The sequence below is a fragment of the Pseudomonas sp. GW822-FHT06B12 genome (genome assembly GCF_058799675.1).
On the sequence record NZ_JBXALR010000020.1, the window covers coordinates 13,083 to 30,763 of the forward strand.

17 protein-coding genes and 1 pseudogene are annotated in these 17,681 nt (G+C 59.2%); 5 read left to right on the plus strand and 13 right to left on the minus strand.

Annotated features, from left to right (window positions below; genetic code table 11):
* Positions 1-67 precede the first annotated feature (67 nt).
* A complete protein-coding gene (locus AC1RKH_RS27720) occupies positions 68-838 on the plus strand; it encodes an ArsR/SmtB family transcription factor (protein WP_493064571.1) in 771 nt (256 codons plus the stop codon).
* Here AC1RKH_RS27720 and AC1RKH_RS27725 read toward each other — a convergent pair.
* The gene (locus AC1RKH_RS27725) at positions 835-1,443 is read right to left on the minus strand and encodes a LysE family translocator (RefSeq protein WP_123424788.1); all 609 of its coding nucleotides are present in this window, start codon (positions 1,441-1,443) and stop codon (positions 835-837) included. The two genes, AC1RKH_RS27720 and AC1RKH_RS27725, sit on opposite strands and share 4 nt — an antisense overlap.
* Positions 1,444-1,548: 105 nt before the next feature.
* Between AC1RKH_RS27725 and AC1RKH_RS27730 the strand changes: the two genes are divergently transcribed.
* On the plus strand, positions 1,549-2,463 hold the full coding sequence (locus AC1RKH_RS27730; protein WP_493064570.1) for a LysR substrate-binding domain-containing protein: 915 nt from the start codon (positions 1,549-1,551) through the stop codon (positions 2,461-2,463).
* A gap of 168 nt (positions 2,464-2,631) precedes the next feature.
* Here AC1RKH_RS27730 and AC1RKH_RS27735 read toward each other — a convergent pair whose 3' ends face one another.
* The 5 genes from AC1RKH_RS27735 to AC1RKH_RS27755 all read right to left on the minus strand — a co-directional run bounded on the left by AC1RKH_RS27735 (position 2,632) and on the right by AC1RKH_RS27755 (position 8,808).
* Complete coding sequence (locus tag AC1RKH_RS27735) at positions 2,632-3,651, minus strand: branched-chain amino acid aminotransferase (RefSeq protein ID WP_123424786.1); 1,020 nt, start codon at positions 3,649-3,651, stop codon at positions 2,632-2,634.
* Between the two features lie 179 nt (positions 3,652-3,830).
* Positions 3,831-5,216 (minus strand): dihydrolipoyl dehydrogenase, encoded by a 1,386-nt coding sequence (lpdA, locus tag AC1RKH_RS27740; RefSeq protein ID WP_493064569.1) that lies wholly within the window; start codon positions 5,214-5,216, stop codon positions 3,831-3,833.
* A gap of 18 nt (positions 5,217-5,234) precedes the next feature.
* Positions 5,235-6,512 carry a dihydrolipoamide acetyltransferase family protein gene (locus AC1RKH_RS27745; protein ID WP_493064568.1) on the minus strand — a complete coding sequence of 426 codons (1,278 nt, stop codon included), beginning with the start codon at positions 6,510-6,512 and terminating at the stop codon, positions 5,235-5,237.
* Positions 6,513-7,571 carry an alpha-ketoacid dehydrogenase subunit beta gene (locus AC1RKH_RS27750; RefSeq protein WP_123424783.1) on the minus strand — a complete coding sequence of 353 codons (1,059 nt, stop codon included), beginning with the start codon at positions 7,569-7,571 and terminating at the stop codon, positions 6,513-6,515.
* A gap of 1 nt (position 7,572) precedes the next feature.
* Positions 7,573-8,808, minus strand: a complete 1,236-nt coding sequence (locus tag AC1RKH_RS27755; RefSeq protein ID WP_123424782.1) for a 3-methyl-2-oxobutanoate dehydrogenase (2-methylpropanoyl-transferring) subunit alpha — start codon at positions 8,806-8,808, stop codon at positions 7,573-7,575.
* Positions 8,809-8,993: 185 nt separating this feature from the next.
* Here AC1RKH_RS27755 and bkdR point away from each other — a divergent pair, with 185 nt between their 5' ends.
* Entirely contained in the window at positions 8,994-9,482 is a 489-nt protein-coding gene (bkdR, locus tag AC1RKH_RS27760; RefSeq protein WP_071555481.1) for a Bkd operon transcriptional regulator BkdR, read from the plus strand.
* 7 nt (positions 9,483-9,489) lie between these two features.
* Here the strand turns inward: bkdR and AC1RKH_RS27765 are convergent, their stop codons facing one another.
* From AC1RKH_RS27765 to AC1RKH_RS27785, 5 genes and pseudogenes are all read right to left on the minus strand, one after another.
* The gene (locus AC1RKH_RS27765) at positions 9,490-10,443 is read right to left on the minus strand and encodes a D-2-hydroxyacid dehydrogenase family protein (RefSeq protein ID WP_493064567.1); all 954 of its coding nucleotides are present in this window, start codon (positions 10,441-10,443) and stop codon (positions 9,490-9,492) included.
* 14 nt (positions 10,444-10,457) lie between these two features.
* Positions 10,458-11,483, minus strand: a complete 1,026-nt coding sequence (locus AC1RKH_RS27770) for an alpha/beta fold hydrolase (protein WP_493064566.1) — start codon at positions 11,481-11,483, stop codon at positions 10,458-10,460.
* A gap of 78 nt (positions 11,484-11,561) precedes the next feature.
* The gene (locus tag AC1RKH_RS27775) at positions 11,562-11,996 is read right to left on the minus strand and encodes a YqaA family protein (protein WP_493064565.1); all 435 of its coding nucleotides are present in this window, start codon (positions 11,994-11,996) and stop codon (positions 11,562-11,564) included.
* Positions 11,996-12,439, minus strand: coding sequence for a DUF411 domain-containing protein (locus tag AC1RKH_RS27780; protein ID WP_123424779.1), 444 nt, complete (start codon positions 12,437-12,439; stop codon positions 11,996-11,998). Before AC1RKH_RS27780 ends, AC1RKH_RS27775 begins: the two co-directional genes overlap by 1 nt.
* Before the next feature lie 112 nt (positions 12,440-12,551).
* Positions 12,552-12,623 (minus strand): annotated as a pseudogene (locus AC1RKH_RS27785) (recombinase family protein); the annotation flags it as partial.
* Positions 12,624-12,820: 197 nt separating this feature from the next.
* Here AC1RKH_RS27785 and AC1RKH_RS27790 point away from each other — a divergent pair.
* Positions 12,821-13,510 (plus strand): flavodoxin family protein, encoded by a 690-nt coding sequence (locus tag AC1RKH_RS27790; protein WP_493064564.1) that lies wholly within the window; start codon positions 12,821-12,823, stop codon positions 13,508-13,510.
* A 68-nt stretch (positions 13,511-13,578) separates the two neighbouring features.
* On the opposite strand, the gene AC1RKH_RS27795 is transcribed toward AC1RKH_RS27790, so the two are convergent.
* On the minus strand, positions 13,579-15,573 hold the full coding sequence (locus AC1RKH_RS27795) for a methyl-accepting chemotaxis protein (protein ID WP_493064563.1): 1,995 nt from the start codon (positions 15,571-15,573) through the stop codon (positions 13,579-13,581).
* 414 nt (positions 15,574-15,987) lie between these two features.
* Between AC1RKH_RS27795 and AC1RKH_RS27800 the strand changes: the two genes are divergently transcribed.
* Positions 15,988-16,524, plus strand: a complete 537-nt coding sequence (locus tag AC1RKH_RS27800) for a hypothetical protein (RefSeq protein ID WP_493064562.1) — start codon at positions 15,988-15,990, stop codon at positions 16,522-16,524.
* Between the two features lie 57 nt (positions 16,525-16,581).
* Here AC1RKH_RS27800 and AC1RKH_RS27805 read toward each other — a convergent pair whose 3' ends face one another.
* The gene (locus AC1RKH_RS27805; protein WP_493064561.1) at positions 16,582-17,577 is read right to left on the minus strand and encodes an aldo/keto reductase; all 996 of its coding nucleotides are present in this window, start codon (positions 17,575-17,577) and stop codon (positions 16,582-16,584) included.
* Between the last annotated feature and the right edge of the window lie 104 nt (positions 17,578-17,681).

Consider the following 17,681-nt stretch of genomic DNA (forward strand, 5'->3'; position numbering starts at 1 on the left):
TTCGTCGGTGGAAAGTGTTGCTACTATCTCCAGTCGGACAGGGCGACGATTCGTCCGGGAGCGAAATATGAACGTTGAACAACACGACATCGGCGTATCGCAAGTGGCGGCGGCGATTGCCGAGCCGGCCCGGACGAAAATCCTCTGCTCGCTGATGGACGGCCACGCGCGCACCAGTACCGAACTGGCAGTGATCGCCGACGTCAGCGCCTCCACCGCCAGCGCCCATCTGGCGAAACTCAAGGAACTCGCCTTGGTGCGGCTGCATGTTCAGGGTCGTCATCGTTATTACAGTCTGGCGGATCAACGGGTCGCCCAGGCCCTTGAAGCGCTGATGGTGATCGGCCAGAACGCCGCGCCGACGTTCAGTCCGCGCACCCCGGATCGCCTGCAATTCGCCCGCACCTGCTACGACCACATGGCCGGCACGTTGGCGGTGTTGCTGCACGACCGGATGCTGGAAACGGGTTGGTTGGCAATGTCGGAGTCGGGTGATCAGCAGTACGCGCTGAGTGAAACCGGTGAACGGTTTTTCGAAGGGCTGGGCATCGACGTGAAATCCTTGAGCAGTCTGCGTCGACGTTTTGCCTGTTCCTGCCTCGACTGGAGCATGCGCCGCCCGCACCTCGGCGGCTCATTGGGCGCGGCGTTGCTGCAAACGGCAATCAAGCGCAAATGGCTGACACAGGATCTGGACAGCCGGGCGCTGGCGTTGACGGCGACCGGGCGCAAAGAGCTCAGCAGCCGATTTGCGGTTGAACTGCCGGTTCGGGTCGTGACAGTACAACCCGGTTCTATCGAGACAAGGCGCCGGGCGATCGTCAGCTCTTCGCCTTAGCGGCTGGCCGAGGCCATGAGCAGGCCGAATCCGGTGAAGGTCACGCCTGAGATTTTCGCTGCCAGCCAGGCACCCTTCGGACTCGACAACCAGCCTTTGGCGGCATTGGCGAGCAAGGCATAGCTGCTATGGACCACGATCACCACCACGCCGTAGGAGCTGACCAGTTTGAAGAATTGGGCGTAGAAGTGCGCCGAGGGGTCGATGAACTGTGGAAATACCGCCAGAAAGAAGAACACCGCCTTGGGGTTCAAAAACTGGATTGAAGCTGCTTCTATGAAGCGATATCCAGGGCTGGTGGGGCGTGTTTCAAGTAGCGTACTGAAACGATCCGAATGCCAGCTTTTGTAGCCCAGGTACAACAAGTAGGCGGCCCCGGCGTATTTCAACGCGATAAAGGCGTTTGCGGACGTGGCTAGAATCAGGCCAACGCTGGTGGCGCTGATGGCGGCGACGACAAACGCCCCTGATGCGATCCCCAGAATCCCTGGCAGTGCGCCCGTCCAACCATAGCGCAGCGCGTTGGTCAGCGTCAGCAGCACACCTGGCCCGGGGCTCAGAATGGTCAAGGTGGCAAACAGTAAAAATAATCCGTAGCTATTCATCTTTCACTCCAACAGGTGGCACTGGCTGCGTGCCCGCAGATTGGCCTGACGAGGAGAGTGTGACAAACGCTTTAATTGCGCCGCATATGTGACTAAATTAGACGCATGATTAATCAACTCCCCCCCTTGAATGCTGTTCGCGCTTTCGCGGCCGCCGCTCGTCATCAGAGCTTCAGCCTCGCGGCCGAGGAGCTGCATGTCAGCCACAGTGCTGTCAGTCGGCATATCAAATTGCTTGAGGAACACCTGGGCGTGCTGCTGTTCGAGCGGCGTATCCGGCAATCGGTGCTGACTCCGGCAGGACAGAGTTTCTTTGAGCAGGTCAGCGCCGGGCTGTCACAGATTGCCAACGCCGCAGCGGTGCTCAAACAACAGGCTTCACTGCGCACAGTGAAGATCAATGTCCGCCCGACGTTTGCCCAGCGTTGGCTGACGCCCAGGCTGGCGGATTTCATCGCGCTGCATCCAGACATAAAACCTGTGGTGGTCACTTCCACTCTGGCGCCCGATCACGCACGAGACGGGTTCGACATTGTCATCCGACGTGGCCGCGACGGCTGGGCGCCCGACATTCACGCTCAGGTACTGTTTGAAGACGAACTGCTGCTGGTCGCGGCGCCATCGCTGATCAAGCGCCTACCGCTCGACGACTTGAACGCCCTCAGCCGACATACCTTGCTGACCGCCAAGACACGTCGCGAGGACTGGCACAACTGGGCCTTGCTGTTTGGCGAAACACAGTCAGCGACTCAGACGACGCTGCAGTTCGATCATATGCATCCGGTGCTTGAGGCCGCCGTGGAGGGACAGGGCATTGCCTTGTGTCCGGCCTCCTTGCTGGGCAGTGACCTGTCGAGCGGCCGTCTGATCTGCCCGTTGCCCGAACTGCGGATGCCGTTGCCGCGTTATTACTACGGTGTTGCGCCGGACGTGACGGCGCAGACTCAGGTGTTTCTGGAGTGGTTGTTTGCCTGGATCGACGTAGATGCCGGTCAGGTAGGGCGATTGATCGCAGGGTGATTTTAAGATCAAAAGATCGCAGCCTCCGGCAGCTCCAACACCCGAGGTGGTGTACGCCCGTAGGAGCTGCCGAAGGCTGCGATCTTGACGCTTTCACTGGCGCTGAAAATCAAAAGCCCACCCACCGCGTTAGCGATGGGTGGGCTTTTTAGTGCCGCAAGCGCTGGATCAGACCTTGACGATCCAGCCCTCTGGCGCTTCGATGTCGCCGGTCTGGACACCGGTCAGCTCTTTGTAGAGCTTCTGGGTGATCGGGCCGACTTCGGTTTCGCTGTGGAACACGTGCAGTTTGCCGTTGTACTCGATGCCGCCGATCGGCGTGATTACCGCAGCAGTACCGCAGGCGCCGGCTTCCTTGAAGTCGCCGATCTTGTCGATGAACACGTCGCCTTCAATGACTTCCATACCCAAACGCGATTTTGCCAGCTCGATCAACGACAGGCGGGTGATGCCTGGCAACACCGAAGGGGATTTCGGCGTAACGAAGGTGTTGTCGTGGGTGATACCAAAGAAGTTGGCCGAGCCGACTTCTTCGATCTTCGTATGGGTCATCGGGTCCAGGTAGATGCAGTCGGCGAAGTGCGCCTTCTTGGCCTCGGAGCCGGGCATCAGGCTGGCAGCGTAGTTGCCACCGACCTTGGCAGCGCCGGTGCCTTGTGGCGCCGCGCGGTCGTAGCTGGAGATCAGGAAGTTGTGCGGGGTCAGGCCACCCTTGAAGTAGGCGCCGACCGGGATGCAGAAGATCGAGAAGAGGAACTCGGGAGCGGTACGCACGCCGATGTTGTCACCCACGCCAATCACGAACGGACGCAGGTACAGCGCGCCGCCAGTGCCGTACGGCGGAATGAAACGCTCGTTGGCACGGACCACGGCCTTGCAGGCTTCGATGAAATCTTCGGTTGCCACTGGTGGCATCAGCAGTCGAGCGCAGCTGCGCTGCATGCGCAGGGCGTTCTGGTCGGGGCGGAACAGGTTGATCGAGCCGTCCTTGCAACGATAGGCCTTCATGCCTTCGAAGCATTGCTGGCCGTAGTGCAGGGCGGTCGAGCCTTCGCTGATGTGCAGCACATTGTCGGAGGTCAAGGTGCCTTTGTCCCAGGAACCGTTGCGCCAGTACGACAGATAACGCTTGTCTGTCTTGATGTAGTCAAAACCCAGCTTGTCCCAATTGATGCTTTCGTTACCCATGACACCCTCTATCACTTAACAATCGCCTGAACGGTTCAAGGCTTCTGACGTTTTTCTGGATGGGGACAACAATACTTCATTCCAACGCTAAATCGCAGTGTCAAAAACCTAAAAGATCGCAGCCTGCGGCAGCTCCTACAGGTTCGACGAACCCCCCGCAGGCTGCGATCTTTTGATCTTTACAGGTGCAACGCGTGCCCCAATGCGCGCAACGCCGCTTCCTGCACCGCTTCACCCAACGTCGGGTGGGCGTGGATAGTGCCGGCGATATCTTCCAGGCGTGCGCCCATTTCCAGGGACTGGCCGAATGCTGTCGACAACTCGGACACGCCGACACCGACCGCTTGCCAGCCGACAATCAGATGATTGTCACGCCGAGCGACCACCCGTACGAAACCGCTTTTCGACTCCAGGGTCATCGCCCGGCCATTGGCGGCGAACGGGAAGCTCGACACGATGCAATCCAGGCCAGCGGCCTGGGCTTCGTCCGGAGTCTTGCCGACCACCACCAATTCCGGGTCGGTAAAGCACACGGCGGCGATGGCAGTCGGGTTGAACTCGCGGTGTTTGCCCGAGATCAGCTCGGCGACCATTTCACCCTGTGCCATGGCGCGGTGGGCGAGCATCGGCTCGCCGCTCAGGTCACCGATGGCCCAGACGTTACGCATGCTGGTCGCACAGCGGTTGTCGATCTTGATCGCCGAACCGTTCATGTCCAGGTTCAAGGCTTCGAGGTTCCAGCCCTGGGTGTTGGGTTTGCGTCCGACGGCCACCAGTACTTGATCGGTGACCAGGTTCAGGATTTCACCATTCGGGTCGCGCACTTGTAGGGTATTAGCTTGTGAATCAAAGCCTTCGACGCTGTGCTTCAAGTAAAGCTTTACGCCGAGTTGCTTGAGGGCTTCGTTCACCGGTTGAGTCAGTTCGGCGTCGTAGGCTGGCAGAATGCGATCCTGTGCCTCGACCACGCTGACCTCGGCGCCGAGCTTGCGGTAGGCAATGCCCAGCTCAAGCCCGATGTAGCCACCACCGACCACGATCAGCCGTTTTGGCACGCTCTTCGGCGTCAGGGCTTCGGTGGAGGAGATGATCGGTCCGCCAATCGGCAGCATCGGCAGGTTGACGCTTTTCGAGCCAGTGGCCAGCAGCAGGTGCTCGCATTGGATCCGGGTGTCGCCAACTTCGACGGTTTTGCCATCGATGACCTTGGCCCAGCCTTGAATGACCTGGACCTTGTGCTTTTTCAGCAGCGCCGCGACGCCGGTGGTCAGGCGATCAACGATGCCGTCCTTCCACTCGACGCTTTTGCCGATGTCCAGGGTCGGCGCCGAGACGTTGATCCCGAGGGCCGAGTGCTGGCTGTGGTGCTGAGTCTGATGGAACTGCTCGGCAACATGGATCAACGCTTTCGACGGAATGCAGCCGATGTTCAGGCAGGTGCCGCCGAGCGCCTGGCCTTCGACCAGAATAGTGCTGATGCCCAGTTGGCCGGCACGGATCGCCGCCACATAGCCGCCAGGGCCGCCGCCAATGATTAGCAGCGTGGTGTTCAGAGTCTGTTGCATGCCTTGCTCCACAAATGCTTATTCCACAAACAGCGTGGCGGGTTGTTCGAGCAAGCCACGGATGGCCTGGATGAATTGCGCCGCGTCCATGCCATCGACCACCCGGTGATCGAAAGAGCTGGAGAGGTTCATCATCTTGCGAATCACGATCTGGCCTTTGATCACCATCGGCCGTTCGACGATCTTGTTCACGCCGACGATGGCCACTTCCGGCAGGTTTAGCACCGGGGTGCTGACGATGCCGCCCAAGGCGCCGAGGCTGGTCAGGGTGATGGTCGAGCCGGACAGCTCATCGCGGCTGGCCTTGCCATTGCGCGCAGCAGTGGCCAGACGGGAGATTTCCGCGGCGCTGTCCCACAGGCTGCGAGCTTCGGCGTGACGTACCACCGGCACCATCAAACCAATGTCGCTTTGGGTCGCAACGCCGACATGCACGGCGCCGAGGCGGGTGATGACCTGGGCTTCGTCGTCGTAACGGGCGTTGATCTGCGGGAAGTCGCGCAGGGCGACGACCATGGCGCGGACCAGGAATGGCAGCAAGGTCAGCTTGCCGCGAGTGGCGCCATGCTTTTCATTCAGATGCGCACGCAGTTCTTCCACCGCAGTCACGTCGATCTCTTCGACGTAGCTGAAGTGTGCCGCACGCTGAGTCGCGTCCTGCATCCGCTGGGCGATCTTGCGACGCATGCCGATCACCGGGATCTGCTGTTCGTCGTTGCGTTCGGCATAAGCGGCTACAGCGGTCGATGCGTTCGACTGACCTTGTGCCAGATAGGCGTCGAGGTCTTCGTGAAGAATCCGCCCGGCAGGGCCGGTGCCGCGCACCAGGCGCAATTGAATGCCGGCATCCAGCGCGTGTTTGCGCACGGCCGGGGAGGCCAGTGGGCGTTCATCAGCGTCGCGAGCGACCAGCGGGCCTTGCGGCACGACAGGGCGAACCGGTGCGGCGGGTTTGCTTTCAACCACGGCTTCGACTTTCGCTGCGGCAACTGGCGAAGGCTTCGGTGCTTCTGCGACCGCCGCAGGCTGAGACGACTCTTTGACGTTGCCTGCGCCTTCGACTTCGATGCTGATCAAAATGCTGCCGACGGCCATGACTTCACCTGGCACACCGCCGAGGGAGATGACCTTGCCATGCACCGGGGACGGGATGTCGACCATCGCCTTGTCGGTCATCACATCGGCCAGTACCTGATCTTCGACGACCATGTCGCCGACCTTGACGTGCCACACCGACAGTTCAACTTCTGCAATGCCTTCGCCAATGTCCGGCATCTTAATAACGTGCGTGCCCATTCAGACCTCCATGACCCGTTTCAAAGCCGCGCCCACACGGGACGGACCAGGGAAATACGCCCATTCCTGCGCATGCGGGTAGGGAGTGTCCCAACCGGTCACACGCTCGATCGGCGCTTCCAGGTGATGGAAGCAATGTTCCTGAACCAGCGACACCAGTTCGGCGCCGAAACCGCAGGTGCGGGTGGCTTCGTGAACGATCACGCAGCGCCCGGTTTTCTTCACCGACTTGACGATGGTTTCCAGATCCAGCGGCCACAGGCTGCGCAAGTCGATGACTTCGGCGTCGATGCCGGTTTCTTCAGCGGCGACTTGCGAGACATACACCGTGGTGCCGTAAGTCAGGATGGTCACGTCCTTGCCCGGACGGGTAATGGCGGCGACGTCCAGCGGCACGGTGTAGTAACCGTCCGGAACCTGCGCGGCCGGGTGTTTCGACCACGGGGTTACCGGGCGATCGTGATGGCCGTCGAACGGGCCGTTGTACAGGCGTTTTGGCTCAAGGAAGATCACCGGGTCATCGTTCTCGATGGAGGCGATCAGCAGGCCTTTGGCGTCGTAAGGGTTGGACGGCATGACCGTGCGCAAACCGCAGACCTGGGTGAACATCGCCTCGATGCTCTGGCTGTGGGTCTGGCCACCGTAGATGCCGCCGCCGCAAGGCATGCGCAGGGTCATCGGGGCGGTGAACTCGCCGGCCGAGCGATAGCGCAGGCGTGCGGCTTCGGAAATGATCTGGTCCGACGCCGGGTAGACGTAATCGGCGAACTGGATCTCGGCCACTGGCCGCAAACCGTAAGCGCCCATGCCGACGGCGACGCCGACGATGCCGCTTTCGGAGATCGGCGCATCGAACACCCGAGAGGTGCCGTATTTGCTTTGCAGGCCTTCGGTGCAACGGAACACGCCGCCGAAGTAACCGACGTCCTGGCCGAACACCACGACGTTGTCGTCACGCTCAAGCATCACATCCATGGCCGAGCGCAGGGCCTGGATCATGGTCATGGTGGTTGTGGTCATGGCGGTTTCCAACTGAATATTATTGTTGTGATCGTTCATGTCAGATCCCCAACTCTTGACGCTGGCGCTTCAAGTGCTCCGGCATCTCTTTATAGACGTCTTCGAACATCGTCGCGGCGCTCGGAATCTGGCCACCGGCGAGGGTGCCGTACTGCTCGGCTTCTTTTTGCGCGGCAATCACTTCGGCTTCGAGTTCGGCGCTGAGGGCCACGTGTTCCTCTTCGGACCACTGACCGATTTTCACCAGATGCTGCTTGAGGCGCGCAATCGGGTCGCCCAACGGGAAGTGGCTCCAGTCGTCGGCGGGGCGGTACTTGGACGGGTCGTCGGACGTCGAGTGCGGGCCGGCGCGGTAGGTGACCCATTCGATCATGGTCGGGCCGAGGTTGCGGCGGGCGCGTTCGGCGGCCCAGGCAGAGGCCGCGTAGACCGCGATGAAATCGTTGCCATCGACTCGTAGGGAGGCGATGCCGCAGCCGACGCCACGACCGGCGAACGTGGTGGCTTCACCGCCAGCAATCGCCTGGAAGGTGGAGATTGCCCATTGGTTGTTGACCACGTTGAGGATCACCGGCGCACGGTAAACGTGAGCGAAAGTGAGGGCGGTGTGGAAGTCCGATTCAGCGGTGGCGCCGTCACCGATCCAGGCCGAGGCGATCTTGGTATCGCCCTTGATCGCCGAAGCCATGCCCCAGCCCACGCCTTGCACGAACTGGGTGGCGAGGTTGCCGGAAATGGTGAAGAAACCGTGATCGCGTACCGAGTACATGATCGGCAACTGACGGCCCTTGAGCGGATCGCGCTCGTTGGACAGCAGTTGGCAGATCAGGTCCACCAGCGGCACTTCGCGGGCCATCAGAATGCTTTGCTGACGGTAAGTGGGGAAGCACATGTCGTCGATGTTCAGGGCCAGGGCCTGGGCGCTGCCGATGGCTTCTTCGCCAAGGCTTTGCATGTAGAACGACATCTTTTTCTGACGTTGGGCGACCACCATGCGGTTGTCGAAAATCCGCGTCTTGAGCATGGCGCGCATGCCTTTACGCAGAATCTCCGCCGGTACGCCTTCCGCCCAAGGACCCAGGGCATTGCCCTGATCGTCGAGTACGCGAATCAGGCCCTTGGCCAGATCAGCGGTGTCGGCAGGTTCTACGTCGATTGGGGGTTTGCGCACCGTGCCGGCATCGGTCAGATGCAGGTAGGAGAAGTCGGTTTTGCAGCCGGGACGGCCCGAAGGTTCGGGAACGTGCAGGCGCAGCGGTTCGTACGCTTGGTTCATGGCTTCTACGCTCGATCTTGTGAATTTCTTGTAGTGAGCTGACCGTCATTCTTCGATAAAAGAAATCTTGTCCTACAACAATCATAGGCCGGGCCAAGAAGAATATTTATCTCTGTTTCGTTGCGCTTAAGGTCATTTGAGGATAAAAAATCTGCATAAACATAAAAAGCAGGTGGTTTTGTCTCATGCGCAAATTGGACCGTACGGATATCGGCATTCTCAACAGCCTTCAGGAGAATGCCCGCATCACCAACGCCGACCTCGCACGCTCGGTGAATCTGTCTCCGACACCGTGCTTCAATCGGGTCAAGGCCATGGAAGAATTGGGGCTGATTCGCGAGCAGGTCACGCTGCTGGATGCCGAGCTGCTGGGGCTGCACGTCAACGTGTTTATTCACGTCAGCCTGGAGAAGCAGGTGGAGGAGGCGCTGGCGCAGTTCGAGGCGGCAATCGCCAACCGTCCGGAGGTGATGGAGTGCTACCTGATGGCCGGCGACCCGGATTATCTGATCCGCGTATTGGTGCCGACCATTCAGTCGCTGGAGCGCTTCATGATGGACTTTCTGACCAAAGTCCCGGGCGTCGCCAACATCCGCTCAAGCTTTGCGCTCAAGCAGGTACGCTACAAAACCGCGTTGCCGTTGCCAGCCAATGGGTTGACCCTGGCCAACTAATCCCGATCTAGTTCAGTACGCGGATCGAATGGCCGGTTGCCCAGGCCTGGATATCCTCAATCATCTGTGAAAAGAACAAATGGTAGTTCTGTTCGCTGACATAGCCGATATGCGGAGTGGCTAGCACGTTGGGTAATGTCCGAAACGGATGGTCGGTGGCCAATGGTTCGTGCTCGAAGACATCCAGCGCTGCGCCCTTCAGACGGTTTTGCTCAAGGGCCCGGATCAATGCGGCTTCATCGACAATGGGGCCGCGGGCAGTATTGATCAGCACTGCGCCAGGCTTCATCCAGCCCAGTGCCTCTTCATCGACCAGGCTGCGGCTGCGCTCACTGAGCACCAGATGGATCGACAGCACATCGGCCTGCTCGAACAGTTCACGCTTGCTGACATAACTCACGCCGACTTCAGCCGCGCGTTCGGCGGTGAGGTTCTCGCTCCAGGCGATTACGCGCATACCGAACACCTGGCCGAACTGGGCGATCCGTTTACCAATGCTGCCCAGGCCCAGAATACCCAGGGTCTTGCCGTGCAAGTCGCCGCCCAGGCCTTGCTGCCAGTGACCGGCACGCAGGGCGTTGGCTTCTGCGAGCAGATTGCGGGTCAGGGCCATGATCAGCGTCCAGGTCAACTCAGGCGCCGCGTGTTTGTAACTGTCGGTGCCGCAGACCTGAATCCCCAGCTCGGCAGCAGCCTTGAGGTCGATGGCCGCGTTGCGCATGCCACCGGTCACCAGCAACTTGAGTTTGGGCAAGCTGCACAGAAGTGCTTCATCGAACAGCGTGCGCTCGCGCATCACGCAAATCACCTCGAAGGGTCGCAGGCGTTCACTTAGAGTGGCGTGGTCGGCGGGATAGTCATGCAAAAAACTGACTTCGCCGATACCCTCCAGCGTCGCCCAATCCACCACATCACGGGCCACGCCCTGCCAGTCATCAATCACCGCAATCTGCACAGCCATGAGCATTACCTCTTTTAAAGGGTTGGCGCGGTCTTGGTCAGCCAGCCAAGTAGCGCCTGATGAAATTGCGCGGGTTGTTCTATTTGTGGTGCGTGACCCAGGCCGGGGAATTCGATCAGCGTCGACTGTGGAATCAGTTGTGCGACCTGTTTGCCCAGGACCTTGTAGTCACCCAGTCTGGCCTTGACCGCCGGCGACGCAATGTCTTTGCCAATGGCCGTGGTGTCGTCGGTGCCGATCAACAGCAGGGTGGGCATTTTCAGGTCCTTGAATTCGTAATACACCGGCTGGGTGAAGATCATGTCGTAGATCAGTGCCGAGTTCCACGCGACCTGAGTGTGCCCCGGCCCTTTGTTCAGGCCGGCGAGCATGTCCACCCAGCGCTCGAATTCGGGTTTCCAGCGTCCGACGTAGTAAGTGCTTCGCTCATAGTTGCGAATGCCCTCGGCGGAGACCTTGAGTTCGCGTGCGTACCATTGATCCACCGTGAGATAAGGCACGCCGAGGGCTTTCCAGTCTTCGAGTCCGATGGGGTTGACCAGCGCCAGTTGTTCGACTTGCTCGGGGTATTGCAGCGCATAACGGGTGGCGAGCATGCCGCCGGTGGAGTGGCCTAGCAGGCTGGCTTTTTGAATGCCGAGTTTGGTCAGCAATGCGTGGGTGTTGCTCGCCAGTTGCTGGAAGCTGTACTGATAATTGTCCGGTTTGCTGGAGGTGCAGAAACCGATCTGATCCGGGGCGATCACCCGATAACCTGCGTCGCTCAGGGCCTTGATCGAACTGTCCCAGGTTGCGCCGCAGAAATTCTTGCCATGCATCAGCACCACGCTGCGGCCGTTGGCCTTGCCGCTGGCGGCGACATCCATGTAACCCATTTGCAGGGTTTTACCCTGGGACTCGAAGGCAAAGTGCTTGACGGTGTAGGGATAGTCGAAGCCTTGAAGCTCCGGCCCATAGGCGGGGCCTTCGGCGTGGGCCAGGGCGGGCAGGGCAAGTGTCAGGAGCAGGCCGGACAACCAGAGAGGACGCGAGTTGGGCATAGGTGAACTCCGTTGCGAATCGGCCGATGCTGGAACACCGCGATTAGCGCGACATTAACAATTGACCGCAACAAAGGTTCAGAGCATCCAGTCCGATGTCGCCAGCACCAGCACACCATAACGTGCACCTTTGGCGAAGGTCACAATCAGCAGAAAACGCCCCACTGGTTCGCGCATCACGCCGGCCACCAGGGTCAGCGGATCGCCAATGATCGGCACCCAACTCAGCAGCAATGACCAGTGACCGTAGCGCTGATAGTGCACGCGGGCTCTTTCCAGATGATCAGGACTGACCGGAAACCAGCGACGTTCCCTGAAGCGCTCGATGCCGCGCCCCAGCCACCAGTTCACCAGCGAACCCAGCACATTGCCGACCGTGGCAACGCCGAGCAGCAGCCACAGCCAATATTGGCCGTTGAGCAACAACCCCACCAGCACCGCCTCGGACTGCAACGGCAACAGCGTCGCGGCACCGAACGCCGCGAAGAACAGCCCGAGGTAACCGATAAACATTACTGGGCCGGGTAGTCGGCGATCACTTTATCGGTACCGTTCTTGGTCAGGCCCATGACCTGGTAAGCATCGGCCATGCCATCCGTTTCCATGCCTGGCGAGCCCATGGGCATGCCTGGAGCCGCCACGCCGAGCAGGTCGGATTTACTCAAGGCCAGTACCTGTTCAGCGGGGACATGACCTTCGACGAATTTGCCGTTGATCACAGCGGTGTGACATGAAGCCAGCCGCGGCGGGACACCGAGGCGCTGCTTGACTTCGCTCATGTTGGTTTCGACGTGGTCATTGACCTTGAAGCCGTTGGCCTCCAGGTGCGCGATCCACTTTTTGCAGCAACCGCAATTGGCATCGCGGTGTACATCGATCGGAATCAGCTCGGCGGCCTGGGCCAGCGATGTGATGAGCAAGGCAGAAAGGGCTGTCAGACGCAGTGTGGTTTTCATCGGTTATCTCTCGTTGATCATTTCACGCAGCGCATTTTGATCATTTTTTCCGATGAAGAAGGACACTTATGTTTCAAAGTTATACATGGACATCCCTTGAAGGCTGGTCTTGGTTGGCCATGGGTGAGTCTTCACCAGTGAACACCAAGCCTTCTTCCAGAAACTCGATACACACGCGGCTTTTCAAACGCTAACCTGACTTGATGTCTGGTAGCCTGACATCAAGTCAGGGTATACGTCAGTCTGACGGAGTTCAGTAGCTGTACCCAATGGGTGGTCTACCGTGCGTAAGGCGCCCCGAATTTCCTGTCGGAAACAATCAAAAAGCAACGAGTCGAAGCACAACCCGCATCTGCCAGCAGTACTAATCAGGAGAAATCAATGACTATTGTCGCAATTGTGTATTCATCCGGACGAGGTCACACCCGGACTGTTGCGGAGCATGTCAGGCGAGGCGCAGAAATGGTTGCGGGAACATGTGCCGAACTCATCGAGATCGTGCCCGCTCAGATTGATAGTGATGGCAGGTGGCGTGACGACGATGTGATGAACCGGCTAGCGGCGGCTGACGCCATAGTCTTCGGTGCGCCCACCTATATGGGATCCGCCCATGGATTGTTCAAGCTGTTCCTCGAGGCTGGCATCGTGCCTTGGCGTAGCCAGGAGTGGAAGGACAAGATCGCTGCCGGGTTCACAAACTCTGGAGCGCGCTCCGGCGACAAGCTCGTAACGCTGCAGCAGATGTCGATCTTCGCGGCGCAAATGGGAATGATGTGGGTAAGCGCCGGGGATTTGCCTGGTGGCAACTATACCGATGGCGGTTTCACCGACGTGAACGTCAACGGATCATGGCTAGGCCTGATGACTCAAAGCTTGAATGATGGCACGGCGGAGAATGCTCCGCACTTAGGCGACAGGCATAGCGCGGAGCGCTTTGGACGTAGGGTGGCGCGAGCGACGGCACGTTGGACTGTCGGTGCGGAACGGTTTCCTCCCCTGCGGATCGACGCACAAGAGAACCGGCGGCGGAATCTCGCTGGGATCGACGAATGGCGCCAATTTGACGACTGACCTCATCCTCAACGGGTGGGCTCCCCAAGTTGATGCCCGCGCGAAACACGCGGGCAGCATTTGCTGGTTCACTTGACCTTGAAGCGTCCCATGATCGAACTGACCCGGCTATTGGCGTCCAGCAACTGGCGCGTGTTGAGCTCGGTGGCGTGACCGCTTTGCACCAGCTCTTCGACCATGTGGCGGATCTGCACCATGCTGCGGTTGATCTCCTCGGTCACCGCGCTCTGTTGTTCGGCGGCAGTGGCGATCTGGGTGCTGAGGCTGTTGATGTGGCTGACCGAACCGGCCATTTCGTCCAGCCCGGCGTTGACTCGCGCCGTCGCATCGGCGGCGGACTGACAGCTGGCCTGGGTATTTTCCATCGCCGCCACCGAAGAACTGACGCCCTGGGTCAGGCGGCTGAGCATCTCGTTGATTTCCGAGGTGCTGGCCTGGGTACGGGCGGCGAGGGCGCGCACTTCATCGGCGACCACTGCAAAGCCTCGACCTTGTTCACCGGCCCGTGCTGCTTCAATCGCTGCGTTGAGTGCCAGCAGGTTGGTTTGTCCGGCAATGGCGCCGATCACTCCAAGGATTTCGGTGATGCGCTGGGCGTCCTGCTGCATGCTTTCGACTTTATGGGTGGCGCTGGCCACTTCGCCGATCAATGCGCTCACGCTGCTTGAGGCTTCGCCCACCACCACCCGCGAACGGTCGGCGTGTTCATTGGCGCGCTGGGTAAACGCGGCGGTTTGTGCAGCGTTCTCGGCGACGCTGTCGGCGGTTGAACTCATCTCGGTGATGGCGGTGACGGTCTGGTCGGTCTCCGAGGCATGACGCTGCAGGATCTGGTTGGTGTGTGCCGAGGTCTGTTGCAGTTTCTCCAGGCTTGAGGCCATGGCGCCTGTGGCCTGGGTGACTTCACCAATCATGTTTTGCAGGTAGGCGATGAAGGTGTTGACCGAATGGCCGATCGCGCCCAGTTCATCCTCGGCGCGAATGGTGATGCGTCGGGTCAGGTCGGCGTCGCCGGTAGACAGCGCGTCAATGTTGGCCTTCAAGGCTTTCATGCGCTGGATCAGTTGGCGGATCGCATAGATTTGCAGCAGCACCAGCAGCAGAACCATCGGGATCTGCAACAGGCTCAAGGTGCTCAGCACATCGTCGCGTTGAGCGGTAATCAGTTTGGTCGGCAGGGCGGTGGCGAGGAACCACGGCGTGCCTTCGATCGGCCGCATGAAGAAGGTGTTGGCTACGCCTTGATTGTCGAACTCGACGCGTTGCAGCGAAGCGTCACGGCGCTCAAGCGCGGTTTTGATCTGCGCGGCAAAAGGCGAGTTGCCTGCCAGTGCACTGATGTTTTTCAGGACAATCGGGCCATTGATGCGCGAGCTGTTGCTGATGATCTTGCCGTCGGCCTCGACGATCAGCATTTCGGCGCCCAGGTCTTTTTCCTTGCGCGCTACCAGGTCATTGAAGAAGCCCAGCGTGACGTCAATGGTCGCGACCCCGTACGGTACGCCGTTGCGCGCAATCGCCATGGCGCAGTTGGTACGCGGCTCGGCACTGGCATCGTCCTTGTAGGCGGTGGCCCAGGCGCAGTGACCACGCGGCGTCTGCATGCCGCCCTTGTACCAGGACTGGTCGTAATAGTTGGGCGCAGCGTCGCTGTTCCAGAACGTGTTGACGGCCAGTTTGCCCGACGCATCCCGGTGCCAGAAGGTACTGAATTTGTTGCGTCCGGCTTCGCGCTGGCCAGGCAACGGCCAGATCCCGCCACCAAACACCTTCAGCTCACCGTACTGATCCACCAGGCCCGGCAGCACGGTGTCGATGGCCGCGCTGTCGAGCAGGGGGATGGTTTGGGTGATGCTGCGTTGTTGCGCTTGAACCTTGTTCAGTTCGCCCTGGATCTGATCGGCCACTTCGGCAATACGGTTCAGGGCCACCTGTTCTTCCGTGTGCCGAAGTTTCGGCGCGACCAACTGGCTGATGCCCGCCACCGTCAAGGCGAATAACAACAGGATGAACAGCACCAGAAACAGCGTGTAACGGGCTTGAATGGTACGGAATGCGGGCATTGAACCTGTCCTTCTGTGGCGTGCTAACCGCTCTTGTTGATTTATTGCGGCGTTTAGCAGCTATCGGCCTGCGGCAGACAAACATTAGTACTATGGTCCCAAAACAGGCTTTTTACGGACGACCGGTTAGTCACGGGCGCGAGACATTTGCGCCTCCGTTCCGGGCGGCAACGTGGTTTTGTTGGGGCGTTTTTAAACCGGATTCAGTAATGGTCCGATTGTTAAACAATGGTTACAGATCAATGAAATCAAGGGTTTGGTGGTTTGTATCCGAATTGTACAGAAATTGTAAAAAGCTGAAATATTTGTAGGTGGAGGGGGGCTGGCACATTGATACTTGCGCGCAATTCCATCGGTTGAATAAGGAGTTTTTATGCTCGCCTTACAAGGATGTCTGCACACAGGGGCACTGTCATGACGATCGGTTATGTCGGTGGCTGGACCAGCAAGGCCGGATTACTGATTCGCGAGGGCGGAACGGGTGGCAGTAAACCCGTACCGCAGAGCGTCAAGGTCAAGCAGATGCTCGCACTGGTGGGCAACGACCCATTGGCGCTGAACACCGCGAAAATGAACGAGCAGAAGCTCTACAAGAATTTCAAGGGTTTCGACCCCGAGACGGTCACGGTCAAACAGCTCGGCAACATCAGCGCCTTTTTGCGCGATCGGGGTTTGATCAGCGATGTGACGGCCCTGACGCTGCTCAACGCTGGCGACAAGTTCGATCGTTTTGGGGTGCCGAAAAACCTGGACGAAAAATTTAATGCGCTGGAGTACTTCGCGACGCAGCTGGATACCATTCAGAACAACAACCTCAAAGGCAACAAGTACGCCAATCATCTGATTCCCGAGTACAAGAAGGCGATTTACGTACTGCAGAACCTGAAGACTTATGGCATGGGCAATGGCCCCGCCGTTCCGAACACCAAGGGTGTCAACGGCAAAGCCTGATCTTCAAGCGCAACAGGCCCGTCATACACAGCATGAACGGGCCTGCGACTCTCAATGTTATCGATCGAGCATCTGCATGACGGCTTGCGGATAACGCCCCCCGAGCACCGCGTCATCCGGAAAAATCGCCTCCAGCGCCGACAGCTCGTCCGGACTTAATACAACGTTCAGCGCCGCGACATTCTCCTCCAGATACTTGCGTTGCTTGGTGCCCGGAATCGGGATCAGGTAATCGCCTTGCGCCAATACCCAGGCCAGCGCCAGCTGTCCTGCGCTCACGCCTTTATCCGCCGCCAGCGTTTGCACTTGCTGGACCAACTGTAAATTCCTGTTGAAGTTTTCACCCTGAAAACGCGGGCTGAAGCGTCGGTAATCGTCCGCTGCAAAGTCATCGGGACTTTTCAGGGCGCCGGTCAGAAAGCCTCGACCGAGCGGGCTGTACGGCACAAAGGCAATTCCCAGGCGCTGGCAGGTGGCCAGGCAATCGTTGTGCTCCTGATCGCGACTCCACAGCGAGTATTCACTTTGCAGCGCGCTGATCGGGTGAACCTTGTGCGCTCGCTCAAGGGTTTTCGCTGATGCCTCGCTCAAGCCGAGGTAGCGCACCTTACCGGCCTGGACCAGTTCGGCCATGGCACCTACGGTTTCTTCGATGGCCACGTCCGGATCGACGCGATGCTGGTAATACAAATCCAGGCTTTCTATGCCCAGGCGTTTCAGCGTGCCATCGATGGCGGCACGGATGTAGTCCGGTCGGCCGTTGACCCCGCGCGCGGTCGGGTTGAGCGGGTCACGCACAATGCCGAATTTACTGGCCAGAAACACCTGATCGCGCTTGCCGACAATGGCTTTGCCGATCAGCTCTTCGTTGGTGTGGGGGCCGTATATATCGGCGGTATCGAGAAAATTGATGCCCAGTTCCATTGCACGATGCAATGTCGCCAGTGCCTCAGAGGTATCGCCGCCGGTGGTGTAGAAGTCGGTCATGCCCATGCAGCCCAGACCGATCGCAGAAACCTGAGGGCCGTTTTTGCCCAATTGACGAGTGTGCATGGTGTCGCTCCTTTTTCGATGTGGGCCCATTGTTACGCTCGACAAAAACAAGATAAACCGGCTAAAAGCGCTATCACTGTTTGTAATTTCTAAATAATCATCGG

Bases quoted from the DNA above. Each gene is read 5' to 3' on its own strand.
- AC1RKH_RS27770 (WP_493064566.1), bottom strand. From the start codon at position 11,483: ATGCCCAACTCGCGTCCTCTCTGGTTGTCCGGCCTGCTCCTGACACTT.
- AC1RKH_RS27745 (WP_493064568.1), bottom strand. From the start codon at position 6,512: ATGGGCACGCACGTTATTAAGATGCCGGACATTGGCGAAGGCATTGCA.
- bkdR (WP_071555481.1), top strand. From the start codon at position 8,994: ATGCGCAAATTGGACCGTACGGATATCGGCATTCTCAACAGCCTTCAG.
- AC1RKH_RS27795 (WP_493064563.1), bottom strand. From the start codon at position 15,573: ATGCCCGCATTCCGTACCATTCAAGCCCGTTACACGCTGTTTCTGGTG.
- AC1RKH_RS27755 (WP_123424782.1), bottom strand. From the start codon at position 8,808: ATGAACCAAGCGTACGAACCGCTGCGCCTGCACGTTCCCGAACCTTCG.
- AC1RKH_RS27775 (WP_493064565.1), bottom strand. From the start codon at position 11,996: ATGTTTATCGGTTACCTCGGGCTGTTCTTCGCGGCGTTCGGTGCCGCG.
- AC1RKH_RS27725 (WP_123424788.1), bottom strand. From the start codon at position 1,443: ATGAATAGCTACGGATTATTTTTACTGTTTGCCACCTTGACCATTCTG.
- AC1RKH_RS27800 (WP_493064562.1), top strand. From the start codon at position 15,988: ATGACGATCGGTTATGTCGGTGGCTGGACCAGCAAGGCCGGATTACTG.
- AC1RKH_RS27720 (WP_493064571.1), top strand. From the start codon at position 68: ATGAACGTTGAACAACACGACATCGGCGTATCGCAAGTGGCGGCGGCG.
- AC1RKH_RS27750 (WP_123424783.1), bottom strand. From the start codon at position 7,571: ATGAACGATCACAACAATAATATTCAGTTGGAAACCGCCATGACCACA.
- AC1RKH_RS27790 (WP_493064564.1), top strand. From the start codon at position 12,821: ATGACTATTGTCGCAATTGTGTATTCATCCGGACGAGGTCACACCCGG.
- AC1RKH_RS27805 (WP_493064561.1), bottom strand. From the start codon at position 17,577: ATGCACACTCGTCAATTGGGCAAAAACGGCCCTCAGGTTTCTGCGATC.
- AC1RKH_RS27780 (WP_123424779.1), bottom strand. From the start codon at position 12,439: ATGAAAACCACACTGCGTCTGACAGCCCTTTCTGCCTTGCTCATCACA.
- AC1RKH_RS27730 (WP_493064570.1), top strand. From the start codon at position 1,549: ATGATTAATCAACTCCCCCCCTTGAATGCTGTTCGCGCTTTCGCGGCC.
- AC1RKH_RS27765 (WP_493064567.1), bottom strand. From the start codon at position 10,443: ATGGCTGTGCAGATTGCGGTGATTGATGACTGGCAGGGCGTGGCCCGT.
- AC1RKH_RS27735 (WP_123424786.1), bottom strand. From the start codon at position 3,651: ATGGGTAACGAAAGCATCAATTGGGACAAGCTGGGTTTTGACTACATC.
- lpdA (WP_493064569.1), bottom strand. From the start codon at position 5,216: ATGCAACAGACTCTGAACACCACGCTGCTAATCATTGGCGGCGGCCCT.